This is a genomic window from Nocardioides sp. AN3, from assembly GCF_054653495.1.
The window spans coordinates 133,621-155,507 of sequence record NZ_BAAIGC010000004.1 but is presented as its reverse complement, the minus strand read 5'-3'; the positions used below and the strand labels follow the sequence as shown (position 1 = coordinate 155,507).

Sequence of the window (21,887 nt, the reverse complement as noted above, 5' to 3'; positions counted from 1 at the left end):
ACCGTGCGTTCCTCGGCCTCAACTGCAGATACGGTGGGCCCGTGCACGTAGTGATCATGGGCTGCGGCCGCGTCGGCTCGACGCTCGCCCGCAGCCTCGAGGACCGCAACCACACCGTGTCCGTCATCGACAGCGAGCCCGACGCCTTCCGACGTCTCGGCCCCGGCTTCAACGGCGACAAGGTCACCGGGATCGGCTTCGACCAGGAGGTCCTCGAGAAGGCGGGCATCCGCCGTGCCGACGCCTTCGCCGCCGTCTCGAGCGGCGACAACTCCAACATCATCGCCGCCCGCGTCGCACGCGAGACGTTCGGGATCCAGCAGGTGGTGGCCCGCATCTACGACCCCGGGCGCGCGGAGGTCTACCAGCGGCTCGGCATCACCACGGTCGCCACGGTCAAGTGGACCGCCGACCAGGTGCTGCGCCGGCTGCTGCCGGCCGGGGCCGAGCCCGACTTCCGCGACCCCTCAGGCACCATCCGGCTCGACCAGGTGCCGGTCCCGGGGGTCTGGATCGGTCATCGGACCGTCCAGTTCCAGGAGGAGGCCCGCTGCCGCATCGCCTGGATCGACCGGCTCGGCGAGGGCGTGCTGCCCACCCGCGACAGCGTCATCCAGGAGGGCGACCTGCTGCACATCGTGATGCGCGAGGAGAACGCGCAGCACGCCTACCAGGTCTTCGACAACGGTCCGCAGGAGCACTGACATGAGGGTTGCCATCGCCGGAGCAGGCGCGGTCGGCCGCTCGATCGCCCGTGAGCTGATCACCAACGGCCACGAGATCCTCCTGATCGACAAGGACCCCGAGTCCATCAAGCCCGAGCGCGTCCCGGACGCCGAGTGGCTGCTGGCGGACTCCTGCGAGCTCTCCTCCCTCGAGGAGGCGCGGCTCGACCGATGCGACGTCGTCATCGCCGCGACCGGTGACGACAAGGTCAACCTCGTCACCTCCCTGCTCGCCAAGACCGAGTTCGGCGTGCCGCGCACGGTGGGCCGCGTCAACCACCCCAACAACGAGTGGCTCTTCACCGAGGCCTGGGGCGTGGACGTCAACGTCTCGACCCCGCGCATCATGTCCGCGCTCGTCGAGGAGGCCGTCACCGTCGGCGACCTCGTCCGTCTCTTCACCTTCCGACAGGGCAACGCGAACCTGGTCGAGCTCACGCTGCCGTCCGACAGTCCGTACGTCGGCAAGCCGGCCGGACTCATCCCCTTCCCCGAGAACTGTGCCCTCGTCACCGTGCTGCGTGACGGGATGGTCTACACGCCCGATCCGGAGCAGCCGGTGGAGTCGGGCGACGAGCTGCTGTTCGTCGTCCCGCCGGAGATGGAGGACGAGCTCGAGCGACTCCTCGCGCCGAGGGCCCACGGGGGCTGAGCCTCGGGTCTCGATACGCCGCCTGTGGTCTCGATACGCCGCCTCGTTCCTCGGCGGCCACTCGACCAACGGGGCGGGCCGGCCCACTCGACCACCGGGGGCGGACGGCTACTCGACCACCGGTCGTGACGGGCCGGGAAGCGGCTCGACGGGGGTGGCATTGCGGGCGAGCAGCCACACCATCGTGCCCCAGGACGCGATCCGCAGCGGCCAGCCGAGGCCGAGCCGGAGGACGCCGATGATGCCGACCGCCGTGTCGGTGTCGATGGTGCCGGTGTGTCCGAGCACGTAGACCGGGCCCTGGAGGAGCACGCCGATCGCGCCGGGGGCGAGGAAGAGCCAGGTGAGCCGCGTGCACAGGCGCACGACTTGCTTGTCGCGGTGCCAGGCGGTCGGGTCGCCGGTCACCGAGCCGACCATGAACCCGATGAACGGCCACCCGCACAGGCAGGAGGCCACCATGAGGACGGTGTAGGCCCCGCTCCAGATGATCCCGGGCAGGAAGAACGCCAGCGCCTGATCGGCCTCGCTGCCGCCACTGCTGGCCGCCAGGCGGACGAAGATCCAGCCGATGCCGATCCCGATGATCGCGTTGAGGACATACTGGATCGTCGAGCGCTCCAGCAGTCGGATCAGCAAGGCCGCGCCGGCGACGCCGCCCGCAGCCACGAGCGCGAGGCGCAGGTCCTTGGTGGTCAGCCAGAGCACCGTGAAGACCAGTCCGGGGACGCCGGACTCGACTATGCCGCGCCGGCCGCCGAGCGAGGCGGCCATCTGGCGCCGTACGACGGCCTCGACCGTCTCCACGGAGGCGGCTGCATGATGCTCGGACTCGGACATGCTCGGCGCCCTCTGGTCTCCCCCACCCGGCGACGCAGCGCTCACGGGATCAGCTCGTAGCGGGGGTTGTAGAGCGTCCGGACCCCGTCGTGGACCCCGATGCGGCCCTGCACCTGAAGCGACCGTCCGGGGCTGATGCCCGCGATGTGACGGCGCCCCAGCCAGACGATCGTCAGCAGACCGCTCCCGTCGAAGAGCTCGGCCTCCAGCGCGGGCACCCCGCCGCGCGGCCGGAGGGTCACCGTCCGCAGCGTCCCGCGCAGCCGGACGAGCTCGCGGTCGGGCGCCTCGGCGATCGAGAGGACGTCCTTGGCCTCGTAGGCCGTCCGCAGGTCACGCGCCTCCTGGTCGGCGGTGTTGGCCCACTCGCTGAGCTTGTCGCGCAGTCGGCCCATCACTGCACCCGCTGAGCCTCGGGCGGCAGCGACAGCGGCAGCGCCTCACCGACCGGCATCGCACCGGTCCCGCGGCGCACGACGACCTCGGTGATCCCGTCCTCCCACGACTGGGCGTAGTCGTCGTCGACGGCCGGTCGTCCCAGCAGCGTCGCACGCAGGAGCCAGCGAGGCCCGTTGATGCCGATGATCCGCGAGACCTGCACGCCGTTCTGACCGTCGGGCATCTGCACCCCGAGCTGGCAGACGAGCTCGGTGCCCCACCGTCCCTCGCGCTCGGCGACGTTGCCGCCACGGCGCGCGACGTCCTCGGCCAGCTGCGGGCGGACGTCGCCCCACAGGTCGCCGTTGCGGGGCGCGGCGAAGGCGCGCAGCTCCAAGGCGCCATCGTCGGCCGTCAGCAGGGCCGCCTGCACGCTCCCGGTCGCCTCGTCCACCTGCAGTCGCAGCTCGCGGCCCGGGAAGGGGGCGAGCGCGATCGAGCCGAGATCGACCCGCTCGACGGCGAGCAGCTCCTCGGGCAGCTCGTCGGCGTCCCAGGGACCCGCCGGCGGCGCCGGGATGCCGGAGGCGCCGGAGGTGTCCGCACCGTCGAGCACGTCGGGAACGTCCTGTGTGACGTCGTCGGCGACGGGGTCGGACGGGGCGGGCTTGCGGCGGAACTTCACCTGGTCTCTTCTCTCACGACGTCTCGGGCTCGGACCGGCCGAACCCTCCGGTAGAACCGTAACCCCCAGCGCCCCGGACCGAACCGGGCAGGACGTCGACCTCGACGAAGGCCGCCCGCTCCACGCGCTGGATCACCAGCTGGGCGATCCGGTCCCCCCTCGACAGCTCGATCGGCTCGACCGGGTCGAGGTTGATGAGCAGCACCTTGATCTCGCCGCGGTAGCCGGCGTCGACGGTCCCCGGGGTGTTGACGATCGACAGCCCGTGCCGGGCGGCCAGGCCCGAGCGAGGATGCACCAGAGCGACGAAGCCCTCCGGCAGCGCGATCGCCACCCCGGTCGGGACGAGGGCACGCTCCCCGGGCTCGAGGCGCACGTCGACCGCCGTGACGAGGTCCGCGCCGGCGTCGCCGGGATGTGCGTACGCCGGCGGCGGCAGGTCCGGGTCGAGCCGGCGCAGGGCCACTTCGAGCGACGCGGTGGACGTCAGAGATTCAGGCACGCGCGGGACCCTATCGTCCGCCGGCGACGGGCAGATGAAAAACTCTCCCCTCGTGACCCCCTCCGTCCCCGGCAGCACCGGGCCCGTCCCGGCCTACCGGGAGCGCCTCTTCGTCCCGCTGCGGTGGTGGGTGCAGGGGGTGATGTTCGTGGCCACCCTGTGGCTCGCTCTGGTCGTCGCGGTGCCGGGCCCGCTGGCCTGGTCGGTGACAGCGGCGATCCTGGGGCTGATGTCGCTCGCGTTCATCGCCTACGGCGCTGCGAGCATCGAGATCGACGGCCAGCATCTGCGCGCCGGGCGCGCGCGTATCGAGGCCGGCTACCTCGGCGCGGTCGCGCCGCTCGATGCGGAGGCGACCCGGCGTACCGCAGGGGTCGAGGCCGACGCGCGCGCCTTCCTCCTGCTCCGGCCCTACGTCAAGCGGGCCGTCAAGGTCGAGATCACCGACCCCGCCGACCCTGCGCCCTACTGGTTGCTCGGCACCCGGCACCCGGAGGGTCTGGCCTCCGCGCTCGCCCGTCTGACGGCCGCGAACCGCGACTGACCTCCGGTCCCGCCGGAGCGAGCACCCCACTGGCTGCCACCCACTGGCGCGACTCACTAGGGTGGATCGCATGGCGAAGGACAAGGGCCCGAGCGGCTCCAAGATCTGGACGATCTTCTCGACCGTGGCAGCGCTCGGCGCCGCGACAGCGGCCCGCAAAGGTCTCGACAAGGGATGGCAGATCGCCACCAGGCGCAAGCCGCCGGCGAACCCCGCCGACCCCGACGTCCAGCTCTGGGAGGCCGTCGCCTGGTCGGCTGCCACCGGCGCGGCCGTCGCGCTGGCACGGATGTTCGCCCAGCGCCGGGCTGCGAACTACTACGTTCGGTCCGCCGGTCACCTTCCCCCGCAGCTGGAGAAGGACGGCGCCTGATCAAGCGGCCGGAGCACGGCGCCTGACCAAGAATCGAGTGGGGGCCGGAAGACCCCCACTCGATCTACGCGCAGTCCTTGCAGATCATCCGCTTCTCGTCCGCCAGCTGGCTGCGGTGGTGGACCAGGAAGCAGCTCATGCAGGTGAACTCGTCCTCCTGCTTCGGCTTGACCTCGACAGCGAGCTCCTCGTGCGACAGGTCAGCGCCCGGGAGCTCGAAGGACTCGGCGGCTTCCGCCTCGTCCTCATCGACCTTGCCGGAGTTCTTGTCGTGACGGCGCGCCTTGAGCTCTTCGATGCTCTCCTCGGACTGCTCCTCGTCTGTCTTACGCGGAGCGTCGTAGTCCGTCGCCATGCGTCACCACTTCCCTTCGTTACAAGCCCACGCGTGTCGGGCCCCGAGCCGATACGTCGGGGCGAGATTGTGCACCATGCCGGCCCGGGTCCGCACACCGGTTCGAAGATGCAGGGCCTGAACATCGGGTGACCGGCGGCTATTCCCGCCCGTACCCCGCGTCGAGAACCGCATCCCGCAGCTCCTCGAAGCCGTGGTCGGGAGCCGCGACGACGAGCGGCCGGTCCCCCATCCCGGGCAGCACCTCGACCCTGGCCCCGGCCCCCTCGGCGACGAGCGCACCGGCCGCGTAGTCCCACAGGTTCACGCCGACCTCGAAGTAGCCGTCCGCCTGTCCGTCGGCGAGGTGGCACAGCTCGAGCGCGCAGGAGCCGTGTCGCCGGATGTCGCGCACCCTCGGCAGCAGTCGGACCAGCCCCTGCGCCTGACGCTCGCGGACGGCGGCGTCGTAGCCGAAGCCGGTGATCACGAGACGCTGGGCGAGCGGCGCGGGACCGCGCACACCGACGGCGGCGCCGTCTCGCCGCGCGACGACGCCCTCGGGTGTCCGGAAGGCGGTGTGCTCGACGCCGGTCGCGGCGTTCGCCACGACGCCCGCCACGACCTCGCCGTCGACCTCGGCGGCGATCGACACGGCATACTCCGGCAAGCCGTAGAGGAAGTTGACGGTGCCGTCGATGGGGTCGACGATCCAGCGGACGCCGGTCGTGCCCGCCACGTCGTCGCCCTCCTCGCCGAGGAAGGCGTCGTGGGGTCGCTCGGCGAGGATCGTCGCGCGGATCAGGGCCTCGGAGTCCCGGTCGGCCTCGGTGACGACGTCGACGTCGCTGGACTTGGTCGCCGCCACCCTGATCTCGGCGGCGCCCCGCTCGCGCACGAGGGCGACAGCAGCGCGCGCGGCGCGCAGCGCGACCTCCAGGAGGTCCCGCCCCTCGGTGCTCACTGCTCCTCCCCGCACAGCGCCGGGCGGTCCGTGCGCAGGTTGGGACAACAGCCGGCCGGGCAGCGGTCCCACAGGGGGCCGATGTCTCCGACGGCCGCGCGCACGACCTCCTCGCCCCGCTCGACAGCCGCCCGCTCGAGCAGCAGGTCGCGGACGGCGGCGACGAAGCGGGCGTCCTCCCCCGGCGTCGCCGCGCGGCGCCCGGCGATCCCCACTCGCTCGCAGGTGGCGAGCGCCTCGGTGTCGAGGTCGTAGACGACCTCCATGTGGTCGCTGACGAAGCCGACCGGCACCAGCACGACGGCGCGGACGCCGTCGGCGGCGAGCTCCTCGATCCGGTCGTTGACGTCGGGCTCGAGCCACGGCACGTGCGGGGCGCCCGACCGGGAGCAGAAGACGAGCTCGTGCTCCCGCTCGACGCCGGTCTCGGCAGCGACCCGCGCGGCCACGACCGCGGCCACGTCGAGGTGCTGCGCGAGGTAGGCGCCGCGGGTCGGGCCCGAGGTGTCGTTCATCGACGTCGGGATGGAGTGCGTCACGAAGAGCAGCCGCGCCCCGCCGCGCAGCTCCTCGGGCAGCTCGTGCAGGGCCGCGAGGACCGCGTCAGCCACCGGCTCGGTGAAGCCCGGGTGGTTGTAGTAGTTGCGGAGCTTGTCGATGACCGGAGCACCCTCCACGGCCGCGACCGCGTCGTAGAGGTTCTCGCGGTACTGCCGGCACGAGGAGTACGACGAGTAGGCACTCGTCGTGAAGGCGGCCGCCCGGGTGACGCCGTCGGCCTTCATCTGCGCGACGGCGTCGGCCAGGTAGGGGGCCCAGTTGCGGTTGCCCCAGTAGACCGGCAGCTCGATGTCGTGCTCGGCCAGGTCGGCTCGCAGCGCGGCGAGGAAGGCACGGTTCTGGTCGTTGATCGGCGAGCGACCGCCGAACAGGAAGTAGTGCTGCCCGACCTCCTCGAGCCGCTCGCGCGGGATGCCCCGGCCCCGGGTGACGTTCTCGAGGAACGGCACCACGTCGTCCGGCCCCTCCGGACCGCCGAAGGAGACCAGCAGGAGCGCGTCGTACGGGCTGACGTCCATGCCGACACCCTATTTCGCGCATGTCCTCCGTGCGCGCGCGGGCCAGGGCCCGGCCTCACGGGGCTAGCCTCGCGCCCATGCAGTGGCGCAACTGGTCGGGTCTGGAGTCGGCCGTCCCCACCAGCACCTTGACACCGCGGTCCGCCGACGAGGTGGTCGAGGCGGTCGTCGACGCCCGGGACACCGGCGGCAGGGTCAAGATGGTCGGCACCGGGCACAGCTTCACCGCGATCGCCGCCCCCGTCGGCGTCATGCTCTCGCCGGAGGGTCTGACCGGGATCATCTCCGTCGACCGGGCGGCCGACGGGTCGGGAACGGTGACAGCGTACGCCGGCACGCGGCTCAAGGATCTCAACGCCGCGCTGGAGGCTCTGAGCCTCTCCTTGCACAACATGGGCGACATCGCCGAGCAGACCCTGGCCGGTGCGATCTCGACGGGCACCCATGGCACCGGAGGCCGCGTCGCGGGCATCGCCGCGCAGGTCGTGGGACTCACGCTCGTCGACGGCAACGGCGCCCTGGTGGTCGCGACGGCCGAGGAGAACCCCGAGGTCCTCGACCTGGCGCGGGTCGGGCTGGGTGCGCTCGGCATCCTGGCGACCATCACGCTCCGCGTCGAGCCGCTCTTCGGGCTCGAGGCGGTCGAGCAGCCGATGTCGTGGGCCGAGTTCCACCGCTCCTTCGACGACCTGACCCGCTCTGCCGACCACGTCGACGCCTACTGGTTCCCCCACACCGACCGGCTGCTCACCAAGCGCAACACTCGGGTCCCCATCGGCTCGGTTCGACCACTGCCACGCTGGCGCGCCTGGCTCGACGACGACTTCCTGCAGAACAGCGTCTTCGGCGTGCTGACGGCCGGAGCGAACCATGCGACCGGCGTGATCCCGCTGATGAACCGCATGAACGCGCGCCTGCTAGCGCCGCGGACCTACTCCGACGCAGCGCACCGCGTTTTCACCGCGGAGCGCCGTGTCGTCTTCCGCGAGATGGAGTACGCCGTCCCGCGCGCCGACGGCCTCGCCGTGCTCGCCGAGTGCCGGCGCCTGCTCGACGCCTCCGACCTGCGCATCTCCTTCCCGGTCGAGCTGCGGGTCGCGGCTGCCGACGACGTGCCGCTGTCCACGGCGTACGCGCGCGACTCGCTCTACCTGGCCTTCCACACCCACCGGGCGATGCCGCACGAGGAGTACTTCGCGCTGCTGGAGCCGGTTCTGCGCGCCGCGGGCGGCCGCCCGCACTGGGGGAAGGTCCACACCCGGACGCGGGCCGACCTGGAGCCGGCGTACCCGAGGTTCGGCGACTTCCTGCGCCTGCGCGACCGACTCGACCCGCAGCGGGTCTTCGCGAACCCCTATCTGGATCGCGTGCTCGGGGCCTGACCGGACGAGCCGAGCAGCTCCGCGGCGAGCTCGTCGGCGCGCCGGACGAGCAGGAACCCCTCGCAGGCGATGGCGCGTGCCGAAGACGGGTGGGGTGCCGAACCATTCCGCCGCGCGACCTCGTCGGAGGACCATGAGAGGAGTCGGGAGGAGGTGAGCGTGGCGGCTGGCAGGCGGGAGCCCTTCGCTGAGTTCGTGGCGTTGCGCTCGGCCGCGCTCCAGCGGGCGGCGTACCTCATCGTCGGTGACGTGGGCCTCGCCGAGGACCTGGTCCAGGAGGCGCTGACCCGCACCTACCTCGCCTGGCCGCGCCTGCGCGACCCACATCGGGCGGAGGCCTACGCGCGCAAGGCCGTCACGACGACGGCCATCGACTGGTCCCGACATCGCCGATGGCGCGCCGAGCGGGCCATGCCGCCTCCCGATGTGCCCAGCCCCGACCACGCCGCGGACGTCGACGAGCGCACGTGGCTGTGGCTGTGTCTGTTGCGGCTTCCTGTGCGGCAGCGGGCGGCGATCGTGCTGCGCTACTACGAGGACCTCACCGAGCGCGAGACAGCCGAGGCGATGGGCTGCGCCATCGGCACGGTGAAGAGCCAGGTGGCGGCGGGCCTCGCGCAGCTGCGTCCGCTCGTGCGGGAGGACCTTTTGCCCCAGGAGGCGAGCCCATGACTGGAGAGCTGCGTGACATCCTCGAGGAGCGGGCCGACACCGTGACCTTCCAGCCGCCGGACGCCCGGGCCATCGCGGCCGCCGGGGACCTGCGCGCACGACGGCGCCGTCGCCGTGCGCTCACCGCTGTCGCCGTCGCAGCCGTCGTGGTGGCGGCCGGCACGGCCGTGGCGAGCCAGGTGCGCCGCCCCGATCCCGCCGCGACCGGCGGCGTGCTCGTCGACCCGGTCACCTGGTCGCGGGGGTCGGTCATCCACGCCGGACCGGACCGCGTCGACGTCGGCTTCACGATCCGCGGCTTCGTGCGGACCTCGTCGGGGTTCGTGCTCATGGATCCTCGGCAGTCGGTGTGGTCGCTGACCGACGCCGGCCGCGACCGGGTCGGCGTGGTCGGCGACCAGCAGCGCCTGGTGGCCGACCGCTACGGCACAGTCGCGGCGTGGATCGACCCCGCGTTCGACCTGGTCGTCCTCGACCAGCTCACCGGTCGGACGCACACCTACCCGGACCCACGCGGCGCCGCGGCCGGCGGTGCGGTCCTCGCCATGGACGGACCGACCGTCTACTGGCGCAACAGCCATGGTCTGGTCACGGTCGACGCCACCACGGGGGCGATCGCGCCGATCGGCAGCGGGTCGGTCCAGCTCTTCGATGCCAAGCGCTCGGTGCTCGCCTTCACCGACGCCACCCGCGACCTGAAGGTCGGGCGGACACTCGCGGACGCCCGGCCGGTCGTGGCCTGGTCGCTCGACCCCCACGGCGGCGACGAGCCGGTGGAGCTCTCACCGACGGCGCGCTGGCTGGCCGTCGCGCACATCCGCGTGACCGGTTCGGGCGACCATCCCGACATCGACGCCCATCTCAATGTGTACGACGTGCGCGCGCACACCTCCATCACGCTCCGCCTCCCCGGCGGGCCCTGGGTGGCGGTGCCGAGCGTGTGGCTCGGCGACGCGACCATCCAGGTCCTCGGTCTGTTCGGAGACCCGCCGTTCACCGGCGACACCGTCGACCCGACGATGTTCACGTGCCGCGTGCCGTCCGGGTCGTGCAAGCGGTCGGCCGTGGTCGGCCGGGTCGGCGTCGGCTACTCCGTGGCCGCCCTGCCCGACGGCCGGTGGGCAGCGGACGACTAGCCTCCGACTAGCCTCAGACCGAGGCGGGCCCTTGCGGCATCGGACCGTGCCAGTGGCGCCACATGGCGAGCAGCCGCCAGACGAAGCAGACGGTCGCACCCGCCGCCGCCGCCGCGAGGTTGCCGAGCCCGACCTCCTCGCCGAAGGCCGCCACCGCGGCCCCTGCCGCCGTCGGGATCGCGTAGAGCTCGCTGCGCTGCATGACGGCCGGCACACGGCCGGTCAGCACGTCACGCACCATCCCGCCCCCGATGCCGGTCACCAGCCCCATCAGAGTCGCGGGCACCGGTCCGAGGCCGTAGTCCATGGCCTTGAGCGCGCCGGCCACCCCGAAGAGGGCCAGGCCCGCGGCGTCGAAGACGTTGATCGCCTTCTCGAGCCTGCGGACCGCGGGATGGAACCAGAACGTCAGCACCCCGGCCGCGACCGGGACCGTCAGGTAGCGCCAGTCCTGCAGCGCGGCCGGCGGGACGGCGCCGATCAGGACGTCGCGGAGGAAGCCTCCGCCCAGTCCGGTGGTGAGCGCCAGGACCAGCACGCCGACCACGTCCAGCCCCTTGCGCACCCCCACCAGTGCACCGGTGACGGCGAAGACCGCGATGCCCAGGAGGTCGGTGACGACGAGGGTCACGGAGTGCTCGGGCGCCACGGTCAGGACGGTAGGCGAGGACCACGTCGAGGAGTTGCGGGGCGCGCCGCGTGGCGAGGCTCGATCGGCATACCCGCTGTCGTAAGGTGGCGGCACCCGACGAGCAAGAGACGACGAGGATGTCCGCCGAAGAGCTGCCGCACCTGACGACCCCGGTCCCCAGCATGGGCCCGGAGCAGCGCGACCCGTCGGGTCGTCCTCGGCAGCTCACCCCCGTCACGGTGACCCGGGACGGGTCGCGGCTGATCCTCATCGACGCCGATGGGAACGAGTTCGCCATCGCCGTCGACGACAGTCTCCGCACGGCCCTTCCGGCACCCTCGGCAGCGACCGAGGTGTCTCGGCGATCGGAGAAGACGTCCATGAGCACACCCACCTTGCGACCCCGTGACATCCAGGTCCGCATCCGGTCGGGCGAGAGCCCCGAGTCGGTCGCCGACGCGGCCGGCACGACCGTCGAGAAGATCATGCCCTTCGCAGCGCCGGTGATCGCCGAGCGCGAGCACATCGCCGAGCGAGCCCTCAAGGCGTCGGTCCGTCGACGGCCGGCCGAGACGGCGGCCGGCTCATCCGCAGCCGCCCGCACCCTGGGCGACGCGGTCGCCGGCCACCTCCGTGGCTTCGACGCCGACGCCGAGTCCGTCGAGTGGGACTCCTGGCGGCGTCACGACGGTCGCTGGTCGCTCGTGGGCACCTACACGACGTCGGTCCGCTCAGGGACGGCCGAGCTGACGTTCGACCCGCCCGGCAACTTCGTCTCACTGGACAACGAGGACGCCCGGTGGCTGGTCGGTGACGCCGTCACGCCTCCCACTCCGGAGCCCGTGCGCGACGACCTGGCCGAGGCACGTGGACGCCGACTGGCGCCCGCACCGGTCGCGCCCGTCGTCGAGGAGGTCCTCGACGAGGTGCTTCCGATCGACGAGGTGCTTCCGATCGACGAGCCGCTCGAGGCCTTCCTTCCGGAGTCCTCGGCGGTGACCGCTGAGCCCGCGCCGCAGGAGGCGCCGGTGACGCCGGTGACGCCGGAGGCGCCGGCGCGGACCCAGGAGCCGGTCACGGCCCAGGAGCACGCCAAGGCCGAGGAGAAGCCGGAGCCAGCCCGCGCAGCGGAGCCGCCCGCCCGACGTACGCCGGCGAAGAAGCGCGGCCGCGCCTCCGTCCCGTCGTGGGACGAGATCATGTTCGGTGGCGGCTCGGGCGACTGACGCCGCGTCGGACGCCCCCACCTCGCCGCCCGGCTCCTCCTCAGACAGGCCCGTCCCCCAGAATGACCCCTCGTGGCTGAACTGCGCTTCTACACCGGTCCGATGGACTCCGGCAAGAGCACCCTGGCCCTGCAGACGAACCACAACCACGCGGCCCGGGGGCGTGCCGGCCGTATCTTCACCGCTCACGACCGGGCAGGGTCGGCGACCGTCTCCAGCCGCTTGGGGCTCACGCACGGAGCCGTCGAAGTCGGTCCGGACTTCGACTTCTGGCGCTACACCGTCGACGCGCTGACCCACGGAGCGCGGATCGACTACTTCATCTGCGACGAGGCGCAGTTCTACTCCGCCGCCCAGATCGAGGCGCTCGCCAAGATCGTCGACGAGCTCCAGATCGACGTCTTCTGCTTCGGGATCCTCACGGACTTCCGCACGCGCCTCTTCGAAGGCTCCGCACGACTGGTCGAGCTGGCCGACTCGACGCAGGTCCTCCAGGTGGAGGCGCTGTGCTGGTGCGGCAAGCGCGCCACCCACAACGCGCGCGTCGAGGACGGGATCATGGTGACCGAAGGCGAGGTCATCGTCGTCGGCGACACCGAGGACGCGACTCCTGCCTCCCAGCTGCCGGGCGTGGTCACCTACGAGGTCCTCTGCCGGCAGCACCACCGTCGGCAGCTGACCGCGGCGCGCGCCAAGGCGGTCTCCCTGTCGGCGGAGCCGCTTCCGTTCGACTGATCGCCGAACCCCGGGTTGTCGTACGCCGAACCCCGGGTTGTCGTACGCCGAACCCCGGGTTGTCGTACGCCGAACCCCCGCGATCAGTCGACCAGCAGCGGGATGAGCATCTCGTCGGGCGTCAGTGACCCATGCAGGCCGACGAGCGTGGCCTCGTAGGGGAACGCCGCCGAGGAGATCACCGCGAAGTCGCCCTGCGAGGCGACGATCACGTCGCCCAGACGCGGCAGCACCGACGGTGAGACCGGTCCGAACCAGCCGCAGGCGATCGCCTCGTCGCGGGTCATCACGACGGCACGCTCCTGAAGGACCTCGCGCCAGGTCGCCGCCACGTCGGCGACGGCACCGCGGTGGCAGTACAGGTGTCGGAACCGCGCCTCCCCGCCGAGCAGCGCCAGACCCGAGCGAAGCGCCGCCGACTCGGCGTGCTCGTCGACGTCGAGTCGGGACTCGTGCGGGGAGTCCACCATCCCGTGGTCGGCGAGCACCAGCAGCCGGACCGAGGGCGGCAGTGCCTCGCGGAGCTGCTCGGCCTCGGAGTCGATCATCGAGAGCTGCTGCAGCCACTGCCGCGAGGCGACGCCGTAGCGATGCCCCGTCCAGTCGAGGTCGCCGTCGTAGAGATAGGTGAGCGAGGGGGACTCGGCCGACGCCACCACGGCGGCAGCGATCCGCTCGCCGGCCCGGTCGGCGCCGACGTACTCGGCCCCGCGCTGTGCTGCCTCGGTGAGCCCCGTCCCCTTGAACTCGCGCTTGTTGACGACCGTGACGGTGCAGCCGAGACCGCGCAGCGTCTGGAACGCCGTGGGGTGGGGCTGCCACTCGTGCGGGTCGACGTCCTTGCTCCACAGCAGCGCGTTGAGGAGCTTGTCGGTGCCGGGGATCCGGGTCGTGAAGCCGACGATGCCGTGACCACCCGGCGTGAGCGCCGTGCCGAGAGAGGTCAGGCTGGTCGCCGTCGTCGACGGCACGCCCGCGGTGCCGGGCTCGCCGACGCGCAGGAGCGAGGACAAGTACGGGGCGGCGTGCGCATACCGTTGCAGCAGCCGGGCGCCGAGGCCGTCGACGAGGAAGACGACGTACGCCGTCGCCTCCGGAAGCACCAGGCCCGCGGTCGGCGCTGCGCCGAGGGCGGCGGCCACGCCGGGGACGACGTCGCCGAGCGAGCGGACGCCGTACGCCGGTGCGACGAACTCTGCAGGACCCGACGATGCAGGCGCGCTCACGCGTGGTGCGTCCGGGCAGACAGCGCCTCGGCGAAGGTCAGCAGGCTCTCCACCGCGTCCGTGCCGTCCGCGGCTGCCGACACCCTCAAGGAGAAGTCGTCGGAGGAGAGCACGCCCGTGTAGCCGTGGTCGGCGTCGCACTGGGGGTCGGAGCACCCGGCCGGCTCGAGGTCGACCCGCGAGACGCCGCCCCAGCCGATCGTCATGACGACCTCGGCCGGCGCCGCCGGGCCGCTGCTGGGGTTGGCGACCATCCGCGTGACGACGACCGACTTCACGGCGGCGAGGCGCACAGCCTCGGTCGAGGTCGAGGTGTAGGGCTCGGGAAGGAGGTCGTCGCCGGGGTGCTCGTCGGTGTGCGCGAGGATCAGCCGACTCGGAGTCAGCACGACGACCGACAGGTGCCGACGCACCTCGTCGTGGTCGAAGGTCGGCTCGTGGTGCACGAAGAACGACGTCACCTGCTCCCCCGCGACCGCCGCGAGGACGCCGTCGGCCACGACCTCGGGGTAGTAGCCGGTGCGGTCGATCGCCTGCCGCAGCTCCCGGGCGCGGTCGTCGGTGCGGGTGGTGCTCATGCCGGTCAGTCTCTCATGCGGACGAAGCGTCGCCGTCAGCTCGGGAGGGTGTCCCCCGGCAGCGCGGCCATCCTGCGCACGAACCAGTCCGAACGCGGGTCGGCGACAGGCTCCACCCGCCCGCTCGCCGTCAGCACGTGCGCGCCCTGGGGTCCCGCGAGCACGAGGTCCAGCGTCAGAGCGCTGATCTGAGGGAGGTCGTTCTGCAGCTGCGCCACCCGGCGGATCAGGCGCTCGATCTCCTCGACGTCGACGACCTCGCCGCCTCGGTAGCCGAACAGCATCGGCGCCGCCTTCACCTCCCGGACCATGGCCGCCGCGTCACGCTGACTCAGCGGCGGGATCCGATAGCTGCGATCACCGAGCAGCTCGCTCATCGGACCGCCGATGCCGAAGGAGACGACGGGGCCGAAGAGCGGGTCCTCGATGCTCCGGATCACCAGCGGCACGCCGGGGCCTGCCACCTTCTGGACGACGAACCCGGCCGCGTCCACATCCCCGACGAAGCCGGTCAGCGAGCGCCAGGCCTCCTCCATCTCGTGGTCGTCGTTGATGTTGCGCCACACGTGCGCCATGTCCGGCCGCTCGCGGACGTGGTCGGCGGTGGCCTTCAGGACGACGTCCCAGCCGAGGCTCCGCCCGGCCTCCTGGGCGCCCTCGAGGGTCGTCACGGGCAAGGTCGGCCACAGGACGATGCCGTAGCCGGCGAGCAGGTCGACGAGCTCGTCGCGCTCGAGGTCGCCGCCGGCGGGGCGCTGGGAGAGCACCGTGCTGACCAGGCGCCTCGCCCGGTCACGATCGATGTCGTCCGCGTCGGCGGCCGGACCGTCGGGCGTGCGCAGCCACACCGCATACTCCACCACGCGGGCGAGCGCGCGCACCGCGCTCTCGACCGAGGAGTACGACGGCACGGAGCCGCGACCGGCCGTCGAGCCCGCCACGTCGGGGACGCGCAGCAGCTCCGGCACGCCCTCGGCTCCGAGGAAGGAGGAGACCAGCGGCTTGTCGGACTGCTCGCCGACGGCGGCCAGCACGTTGGCGATGTCCTCGCCCGACACGGTGAGCGGCGGGATGTAGACCGCCACGACCGCGTCGACCTCGGGGTCGTCGATCGCGCTGTCCAGGGCGTCCTCGAAGTCCTCGGCGGTGGGCTCCGCCGACAGCGGGATCTGACGGTTCACGACGAGACCGGAGGCGGCCGCGGCGTCGGCGGCGAGGAGGCCGAGCGCGTCGGAGTTGCCGACGATCGCGACCCGGCGCCCGCGGGGCAGCGGTTGGTGGGCGAGCAGCTGCGCGACGTCGAACATGTCCTCGAGCGTGTCGACCTGGATGACTCCGGCCTGCCGGAACATCGCGTCGACGGCCTGCGGCGGTGCGGCGATCTTGCGGACCGCGTGACCCATCGGAACACCCTGGGTCGTGCGGCCCGAGCGGACGGCGACGATCGGCTTGCGCAGCGAGACGCGCCTGGCGATGCGGGAGAACTTGCGCGGGTTGCCGAGGGACTCCAGATACATCATCACGACCTCGGTCGACTCGTCCTCCTCCCAGTACTGCAGGAGGTCGTTGCCGGACACGTCGGCACGGTTGCCCGCCGAGACGAAGGTGGACAGGCCGAGCCCGCGGTTCTGCACCTTCTCCAGGATCGCGCTGCCGAGTGCGCCGGACTGGCAGAAGAAGCCGGCGCGCCCGCGGGGCGGCATGACCTGTGACAGGGAGGCGTTGATCCGCACCCCCGGGTCGGTGTTGATGATCCCGAGCGCGTTCGGCCCGATCAGCCGCAGGCCGTAGGACCGGGAGAGACCGACCAGGCGCCGCTGGCGCTGCCGGCCCTCGTCACCGGTCTCGGCGAAGCCGCTCGAGATGACGACCAGTCCGTGCACCCCCTTGGCGGCGCAGTCGAGCACCACGTCCTGGACGGCGTCGGCGGGCACCGCCACGATCGCGACGTCGACCTCGTCCTCGATGTCCTGCACCGACTTGTAGGCCGGCATGCCGGAGACCGCCGAGGTGTTCGGGTTGACGACGTAGACCCGCCCGCTGAAGTCGGCGTTGACCATGTTGCGCACCAGGACCTGACCGACGGTCTCCTGACGCCGGGACGCACCGATGATGGCGACCGACCGCGGGTTCAGGAACCGGCTGATCGAGGCGGACTCCGCCTCGTGCTCGCGGTTGAGCATGACGCCGATGGCCGTCGGGGTCGGCTCGATGGGGAACTCGAGGTGGATGACACCGTCCTCGTAGCCGCTACCCACGTGGTAGCCGGCGTCGCGGAAGACCTGGATCATCCGGGCGTTGTCGGGGAGCACCTCGGCCACGAACTTCTCGATGCCGCGCTCGCGACCCGCCTGCGCGAGATGCTCGAGGAGGATCTGGCCGATCCCGCGACCCTGGTGGTCGTCGCTGACGAGGAACGCCACCTCGGCCTCACCGGGCGAGACGACGTCGTAGCGACCGATGGCGATCATGCGGTCGCGCAGCATGAGCACGAAGGCGACCCGGGAGACGTAGTCGACATGGGTGAAGCGGGTGACGTCGCGCTGGGAGAGGTGCGGCATCGGCGAGAAGAACCGGTAGTACTTCGACGTGTCCGAGACCGAGTTGTCGTAGAAGTCGACCAGGAGGCCCTCGTCGGCCGGGGTGACCGGTCTGATGTGCGCCGTCCGGCCGTCGCGCAGCAGCACGTCGGCCTCCCAGTGGGCGGGGTAGACGGGAGCATCGGCCTGGGTCACGGCAGAAATCTATCGGGCCGCTCCGACAGGCGAGGCTCAGCGTGCGACCCGGTAGCGCAGGTGCAGGACCCGGTTGCCGCGGACGACCACGTCGGGGTCCTCGAGCAGGACCTGGCCGTCGACGTCGCCGAAGTACCTCCGGCCACTGCCGAAGACGACGGGGACGACGTCCATGGCGACCTCGTCGACCAGGCCGGCGGCGAGCGCCTGACCACCCAGGTTGCCGGCCGTGACGGCCACGACCCGGTCACCCGCGCGTCGCCTCGCCTCGGCCACCGCGTCGGCGACGCCGGCGAAGAACGGCACGTCCGCCTCCGGATGCCATCCGTCGGGCTTCGGTCGGTGCGAGACGACGACGAGGTGCTCGCCCGCCGGCGGCCTCGCCTCCCATCCGTTGGTCTGGTCGAAGAGGCGCCGACCCATGACCGTCGCGCCGATGGAGTCCCACAGCGGCCTCGTGTAGTCGTACGACGCCCTCGAGAGGCTCATGCCCATGTGCTCGAGCGCCTGGTCGCCGTTGAAGTACCAGTCGAAGAGCGGACCGACGTCGTCGTTGTCGTCGGCGATGAAGCCGTCGACCGAGACCACCGCGTGCATGACGACCTTCGACATCACTGCCTCCTTGCTCAACCGCTCGGTTCAATACGACGATGTCACCGGTTTCGCCCTTTGTCAACCGTCAGGTTGAGCAAGGTGTCGCGGCGTGGCGGGAGGTGCGCTGTCGGTGCCGCCAGGGAGAATGCCCTCCATGGCACGCCGCAACACCCCCGAGCTCCCGGCTGACGACTTCGAGGAGCACATCCTCGACACCGACATCAAGCAGGAGATGGAGGCGTCCTTCCTGGAGTACGCGTACTCCGTCATCTACTCCCGCGCGCTCCCCGACGCGCGCGACGGCCTGAAGCCCGTGCAGCGCCGCATCCTCTACACGATGAACGACATGCGGCTCCTCCCCGACCGCGGCCACGTCAAGAGCGCCCGCGTCGTCGGCGAGGTCATGGGTCGGCTGCACCCCCACGGCGACAGCGCCATCTACGACGCCCTCGTCCGCATGGCACAACCGTGGTCGTTGCGCCTTCCCTTCATCGACGGGCACGGCAACTTCGGGTCCTTGGACGATGGTCCGGCTGCGATGCGGTACTGCCTGGTGGGCGACACCCGCGTGCGGATGGCGGACGGCCGTTCGGTGCGGATCGACCACCTCGCCGACATTCCAGAGAACTCCGAGCTCGATGCTCACTACGAGGTCCTGGACAAGGACGGCAAGCCCGTCAGCGTGACCAAGGTCTTCAACTCCGGGAAGCACCCGATCAAGAAGCTGACCGTCACGAGCGGGCACTCCATCCGCGGCAGCCACAACCACCCGCTGCTCTGCCTGGTCGCCGTGGCCGGCGTACCGATGCTGCAGTGGCGCCGACTCGACGAGATCGAGCCCGGCACTGTGGTCTGCCTGGCGCGCAACGCGTGGACGACCGCCGTGCCGATGGCGCACGAGATGCAGCTCGGCACGCTCCTAGGAGGGTGGGCCTCCGAGGGGTTCGCGAGTCCGGAGCGGGCGGGCTTCAACAACACCGACCTCGAGTACTTCCACTACGTTCTCGAGGCGTACGACGCCCTGGTGGGCGGACCTCGCTACGTCTACAACAGGGAGCTACGCCGGTCGGGCAAGCAGATCTACGAGCTCGATGTCCAGAATCTGGAGTCCTTCAGCCGGAGCCCCCTTGCGCACTTCACCGGGCAGAAGGCTGCCGACAAGACGATCCCTGAGGTCATCTGGGGCAGCGGGCCGGGTGCGAAACGGGCTTTCCTCATGGCTCTCTTCGAGGGCGATGGCGGAGTGCACCAGGTCGCTGGCAACTCGATCACGATCCAATACTCGACCTACAGCGAGAAGCTTGCTGCCGGCGTGCAGGAGCTGCTGCTCGAGTTCGGCATCCACAGCAACCTCAGCATCTACTCGCGAGGCGAGTACCGCATCGTGATCTCGGGTGTCCACAACATGCACGCGTTCGCCGAACGGGTGGGCTTCCTCACCGAGAAGCGACGCAAGCTGGCGGCTCTTCTGCAGGGCGCACCTCGATACCGGCACCGTCTGTCCCGCGACTACGCACCGTTCGTGACCGACTATGTGAAGTCGACGTTCGGCTCCGGCCGCGGCACGGGCGCGACGTGGTTCGAGAAGCACAACTTCGACCGCTTCGAACGCTGGCAAGCCGACCGAAGCCTGATTGCGACCAAGTTCAAGGACCCGGAGACCTTCGCGATCGTGGCGTCCATCATGGACTCCGGCTACCGCTTCGTGGAGGTCGCCTCGATCGAGGACCAGCCGGCGGAGACCGTCTACTCGATCAGAGTCGACAGCGAGGATCACTCCTTTCTCGCGGGTGGATTCGTCAACCACAACACCGAATGCCGCATGGCACCCGCCGCGGTGGCGATGACGGCGAACATCGACGAGGACACCGTCGACTTCCGCCCCAACTACGACTCCCGCGAGACCGAGCCCTCCGTGCTGCCGGCCGCGATCCCGAACCTCGTCGTCAACGGGACCACCGGCATCGCGGTGGGCATGGCGACCAACATGGCGCCGCACAACCTCGTCGAGGTCGTGGCGGCGCTGCGCGAGATGATCAGGAACCCGGACATGACCGTCGACGACCTCATGCGGTTCGTCCCCGGTCCCGACCTGCCCACCGGCGGCACGATCGTCGGCCTCGACGGGATCAAGGACGCCTACACGAGCGGGCGTGGCAGCTTCAAGATCCGTGCCACCGCGCGCGTCGAGCCGGTCGGCCGGCGCAAGGGCATCGTCGTGACCGAGCTCCCCTACGCCGTCGGCATCGAGAAGGTCGTCGAGAAGATCAAGACCCTCGTGCAGGCCAAGAAGCTCCAGGGCATCGCCGACGTCATCGACCTGACCGACAAGAACAACGGCACCCGCCTGGTCATCGAGGTGAAGAACGGGTTCGTCCCTGAGGTGCTGCTCGAGCAGCTCTACAAGCAGACGCCGATGGAGGACTCCTTCGGCATCAACAACGTCGCTCTGGTCGACGGCCAGCCGCGCACCCTCGGCCTCAAGCAGCTGCTCGAGGTCTTCCTGCACCACCGCTACGAGGTCGTCCGGCGGCGCAGCCAGTTCCGTCGCGACAAGGCTGCCGCCCGCCTGCACCTCGTCGAGGGTCTGCTCATCGCGATCCTCGACATCGACGAGGTCATCCAGCTGATCCGCTCCAGTGACAACGCCGGCGAGGCCAAGCAGCGCCTCATCAGTGTCTTCGACCTCTCCGAGCTGCAGGCGGAGTACATCCTCGACATGGCCCTGCGGCGGCTGACGAGGTTCTCGCGCATCGAGCTGGAGAAGGAGAAGGACGAGCTCGAGCGCACGATCGAGGAGCTCGACGCGATCCTCGCCGACGAGAGGCTGCTGCAGAAGGTCGTCTCCGACGAGCTCGCAGACGTCGCCAAGACCTATGGCACTCCGCGCCGCACCGTCCTGCTCGCGAGCGCGGGCACGGCGGCGATCGAGGCTCAGAAGATGTCGGTCGAGGTGGCGGACGAACCGTGCTTCGCGCTGCTCTCCTCGACCGGCCTGCTCGCGCGCACCTCCGACGCGGAGCCGATCGGCACCGGCGACGGGCGCGCCAACCACGACGTGGTGACCTCGGTGGTCCGCACCAGCGCCCGCGGAGAGATCGGCGTCGTCACGTCACGGGGGCGCCTGCTGCGGCTCGGCGTGCTGGACCTGCCCGCGCTGCCGCCCACCCACGTCGACCCGAACCTGCAAGGCGGGGTGCCCCTCTCGGCACTGCTGACCCTCGAGCCCGGGGAGCGGGCCCTCGCGTTGACGACCCTGGCGACCGATGGTCCCGGCCTCGCGCTCGGCACCAGGCTCGGCGTGGTCAAGCGGGTCAACCCCGAGGTGCTCAACCGCGACGAGTGGGACGTCATCAACCTCGCCGACGGCGACGAGGTCGTCGGAGCCGTCCAGCTGGTCACCGCCGCCGAGACGCTCTGCTTCATCAGCTCCGACGCTCAGCTGCTGCACTTCGGCGCCGACACGGTCCGACCGCAGGGACGCAACGCGGGTGGCATGGCGGGCATCCGCGTGGCCCACGGCTCTCGGGTGTCGTTCTTCGGAGCCATCCCCGCCGGCGTCGACGCCGTGGTGGTGACCGCCTCGGGCGCCTCGACGGCGCTGCCCGGCACCGAGTCGGGCTCGGTCAAGGTGACGCCCTTCGCGGAGTATCCCGCCAAGGGCCGGGCCACCGGCGGTGTCCGCTGCCACCGCTACCTCAAGGGTGAGGACACGCTCGTCTTCGCGTGGGCCGGGGCGGCACCGGCCCGGGCAGCGGCCGCGAGCGGGGCTCCGATCGACCTGCCGGAGGCCAACGGACGCCGCGACGGCTCCGGTGTGCCGGCCCCGCAGCCCATCGACGCGTGCTCGGGGCCTGCAGGACTGCTCGTGGGCGCCGACCCTGTGGAAGGGTGAG

22 protein-coding genes and 1 pseudogene are annotated in these 21,887 nt (G+C 71.2%); 11 read left to right on the top strand and 12 right to left on the bottom strand.

The window, feature by feature from the left end; all coding sequences use genetic code 11:
- Window positions 1–41: 41 nt before the first annotated feature.
- Window positions 42–704 (top strand): potassium channel family protein, encoded by a 663-nt coding sequence (locus tag ACYQ1K_RS06780; RefSeq protein WP_459982065.1) that lies wholly within the window; start codon window positions 42–44, stop codon window positions 702–704.
- Window position 705: 1 nt separating this feature from the next.
- Entirely contained in the window at window positions 706–1,377 is a 672-nt protein-coding gene (locus ACYQ1K_RS06775) for a potassium channel family protein (RefSeq protein WP_459982064.1), read from the top strand.
- 108 nt (window positions 1,378–1,485) lie between these two features.
- Here the strand turns inward: ACYQ1K_RS06775 and ACYQ1K_RS06770 are convergent, their stop codons facing one another.
- Genes ACYQ1K_RS06770 through dut form a run of 4 tightly spaced genes read right to left on the bottom strand, consistent with a single transcriptional unit; the run spans window position 1,486 to window position 3,782 of the window.
- Window positions 1,486–2,217: a DUF3159 domain-containing protein gene (locus ACYQ1K_RS06770; RefSeq protein ID WP_459982063.1), complete on the bottom strand. Its 732-nt coding sequence runs from the start codon at window positions 2,215–2,217 to the stop codon at window positions 1,486–1,488.
- A gap of 41 nt (window positions 2,218–2,258) precedes the next feature.
- The gene (locus ACYQ1K_RS06765; RefSeq protein WP_459982062.1) at window positions 2,259–2,612 is read right to left on the bottom strand and encodes an OB-fold nucleic acid binding domain-containing protein; all 354 of its coding nucleotides are present in this window, start codon (window positions 2,610–2,612) and stop codon (window positions 2,259–2,261) included.
- Window positions 2,612–3,280 (bottom strand): DUF3710 domain-containing protein, encoded by a 669-nt coding sequence (locus ACYQ1K_RS06760; protein ID WP_459982061.1) that lies wholly within the window; start codon window positions 3,278–3,280, stop codon window positions 2,612–2,614. The genes ACYQ1K_RS06765 and ACYQ1K_RS06760 overlap by 1 nt, the downstream gene beginning before the upstream one ends.
- A gap of 13 nt (window positions 3,281–3,293) precedes the next feature.
- Window positions 3,294–3,782: a dUTP diphosphatase gene (gene dut / locus ACYQ1K_RS06755; RefSeq protein ID WP_459982060.1), complete on the bottom strand. Its 489-nt coding sequence runs from the start codon at window positions 3,780–3,782 to the stop codon at window positions 3,294–3,296.
- A 52-nt stretch (window positions 3,783–3,834) separates the two neighbouring features.
- Between dut and ACYQ1K_RS06750 the strand changes: the two genes are divergently transcribed.
- Both ACYQ1K_RS06750 and ACYQ1K_RS06745 read left to right on the top strand, forming a co-directional pair.
- Window positions 3,835–4,326 carry a DUF3093 domain-containing protein gene (locus tag ACYQ1K_RS06750; protein WP_459982059.1) on the top strand — a complete coding sequence of 164 codons (492 nt, stop codon included), beginning with the start codon at window positions 3,835–3,837 and terminating at the stop codon, window positions 4,324–4,326.
- Window positions 4,327–4,396: 70 nt separating this feature from the next.
- On the top strand, window positions 4,397–4,699 hold the full coding sequence (locus ACYQ1K_RS06745; RefSeq protein WP_459982058.1) for a DUF4235 domain-containing protein: 303 nt from the start codon (window positions 4,397–4,399) through the stop codon (window positions 4,697–4,699).
- Window positions 4,700–4,763: 64 nt separating this feature from the next.
- Here the strand turns inward: ACYQ1K_RS06745 and ACYQ1K_RS06740 are convergent, their stop codons facing one another.
- The 3 genes from ACYQ1K_RS06740 to ACYQ1K_RS06730 all read right to left on the bottom strand — a co-directional run bounded on the left by ACYQ1K_RS06740 (window position 4,764) and on the right by ACYQ1K_RS06730 (window position 7,076).
- A complete protein-coding gene (locus ACYQ1K_RS06740) occupies window positions 4,764–5,054 on the bottom strand; it encodes a DUF4193 domain-containing protein (protein ID WP_192681003.1) in 291 nt (96 codons plus the stop codon).
- Window positions 5,055–5,193: 139 nt separating this feature from the next.
- Window positions 5,194–5,997 carry an inositol monophosphatase family protein gene (locus ACYQ1K_RS06735; RefSeq protein ID WP_459982057.1) on the bottom strand — a complete coding sequence of 268 codons (804 nt, stop codon included), beginning with the start codon at window positions 5,995–5,997 and terminating at the stop codon, window positions 5,194–5,196.
- On the bottom strand, window positions 5,994–7,076 hold the full coding sequence (locus tag ACYQ1K_RS06730; RefSeq protein ID WP_459982056.1) for a ferrochelatase: 1,083 nt from the start codon (window positions 7,074–7,076) through the stop codon (window positions 5,994–5,996). The genes ACYQ1K_RS06735 and ACYQ1K_RS06730 overlap by 4 nt, the downstream gene beginning before the upstream one ends.
- A gap of 77 nt (window positions 7,077–7,153) precedes the next feature.
- Here ACYQ1K_RS06730 and ACYQ1K_RS06725 point away from each other — a divergent pair, with 77 nt between their 5' ends.
- From ACYQ1K_RS06725 to ACYQ1K_RS06715, 3 genes are all read left to right on the top strand, one after another.
- Entirely contained in the window at window positions 7,154–8,458 is a 1,305-nt protein-coding gene (locus ACYQ1K_RS06725) for a D-arabinono-1,4-lactone oxidase (protein ID WP_459982055.1), read from the top strand.
- A gap of 159 nt (window positions 8,459–8,617) precedes the next feature.
- Window positions 8,618–9,130, top strand: a complete 513-nt coding sequence (locus ACYQ1K_RS06720) for a SigE family RNA polymerase sigma factor (RefSeq protein WP_459982054.1) — start codon at window positions 8,618–8,620, stop codon at window positions 9,128–9,130.
- Window positions 9,127–10,266 carry a hypothetical protein gene (locus ACYQ1K_RS06715; protein ID WP_459982053.1) on the top strand — a complete coding sequence of 380 codons (1,140 nt, stop codon included), beginning with the start codon at window positions 9,127–9,129 and terminating at the stop codon, window positions 10,264–10,266. Before ACYQ1K_RS06720 ends, ACYQ1K_RS06715 begins: the two co-directional genes overlap by 4 nt.
- A 13-nt stretch (window positions 10,267–10,279) precedes the next feature.
- On the opposite strand, the gene ACYQ1K_RS06710 is transcribed toward ACYQ1K_RS06715, so the two are convergent.
- Window positions 10,280–10,915, bottom strand: a complete 636-nt coding sequence (locus ACYQ1K_RS06710; protein ID WP_459982052.1) for a trimeric intracellular cation channel family protein — start codon at window positions 10,913–10,915, stop codon at window positions 10,280–10,282.
- Between the two features lie 119 nt (window positions 10,916–11,034).
- Here ACYQ1K_RS06710 and sepH point away from each other — a divergent pair, with 119 nt between their 5' ends.
- Together sepH and ACYQ1K_RS06700 are read left to right on the top strand one after the other, a co-directional pair.
- The gene (gene sepH, locus ACYQ1K_RS06705; protein ID WP_459982051.1) at window positions 11,035–12,123 is read left to right on the top strand and encodes a septation protein SepH; all 1,089 of its coding nucleotides are present in this window, start codon (window positions 11,035–11,037) and stop codon (window positions 12,121–12,123) included.
- Window positions 12,124–12,195: 72 nt separating this feature from the next.
- Entirely contained in the window at window positions 12,196–12,858 is a 663-nt protein-coding gene (locus ACYQ1K_RS06700) for a thymidine kinase (protein WP_459982050.1), read from the top strand.
- An 83-nt stretch (window positions 12,859–12,941) separates the two neighbouring features.
- Here the strand turns inward: ACYQ1K_RS06700 and ACYQ1K_RS06695 are convergent, their stop codons facing one another.
- From ACYQ1K_RS06695 to ACYQ1K_RS06680, 4 genes are read right to left on the bottom strand one after another with little or no spacing between them, the layout of a single operon-like run.
- Window positions 12,942–14,084 carry an alkaline phosphatase family protein gene (locus ACYQ1K_RS06695; protein WP_459982049.1) on the bottom strand — a complete coding sequence of 381 codons (1,143 nt, stop codon included), beginning with the start codon at window positions 14,082–14,084 and terminating at the stop codon, window positions 12,942–12,944.
- Window positions 14,081–14,662, bottom strand: a complete 582-nt coding sequence (locus ACYQ1K_RS06690) for a DUF5998 family protein (RefSeq protein WP_459982048.1) — start codon at window positions 14,660–14,662, stop codon at window positions 14,081–14,083. Before ACYQ1K_RS06690 ends, ACYQ1K_RS06695 begins: the two co-directional genes overlap by 4 nt.
- A 35-nt stretch (window positions 14,663–14,697) precedes the next feature.
- Window positions 14,698–17,397, bottom strand: a complete 2,700-nt coding sequence (locus ACYQ1K_RS06685) for a bifunctional acetate--CoA ligase family protein/GNAT family N-acetyltransferase (protein ID WP_459982047.1) — start codon at window positions 17,395–17,397, stop codon at window positions 14,698–14,700.
- Between the two features lie 36 nt (window positions 17,398–17,433).
- Entirely contained in the window at window positions 17,434–18,009 is a 576-nt protein-coding gene (locus ACYQ1K_RS06680; RefSeq protein WP_459982046.1) for a dihydrofolate reductase family protein, read from the bottom strand.
- 127 nt (window positions 18,010–18,136) lie between these two features.
- On the opposite strand from ACYQ1K_RS06680, the pseudogene ACYQ1K_RS06675 reads away from it, so the two are divergent.
- Together ACYQ1K_RS06675 and ACYQ1K_RS06670 are read left to right on the top strand one after the other, a co-directional pair.
- A pseudogene (locus tag ACYQ1K_RS06675) lies at window positions 18,137–18,529 on the top strand (DNA gyrase subunit A); the annotation flags it as partial.
- On the top strand, window positions 18,530–21,886 hold the full coding sequence (locus tag ACYQ1K_RS06670; RefSeq protein WP_459982187.1) for a DNA gyrase subunit A: 3,357 nt from the start codon (window positions 18,530–18,532) through the stop codon (window positions 21,884–21,886).
- The last annotated feature ends 1 nt before the right edge of the window (window position 21,887 follow it).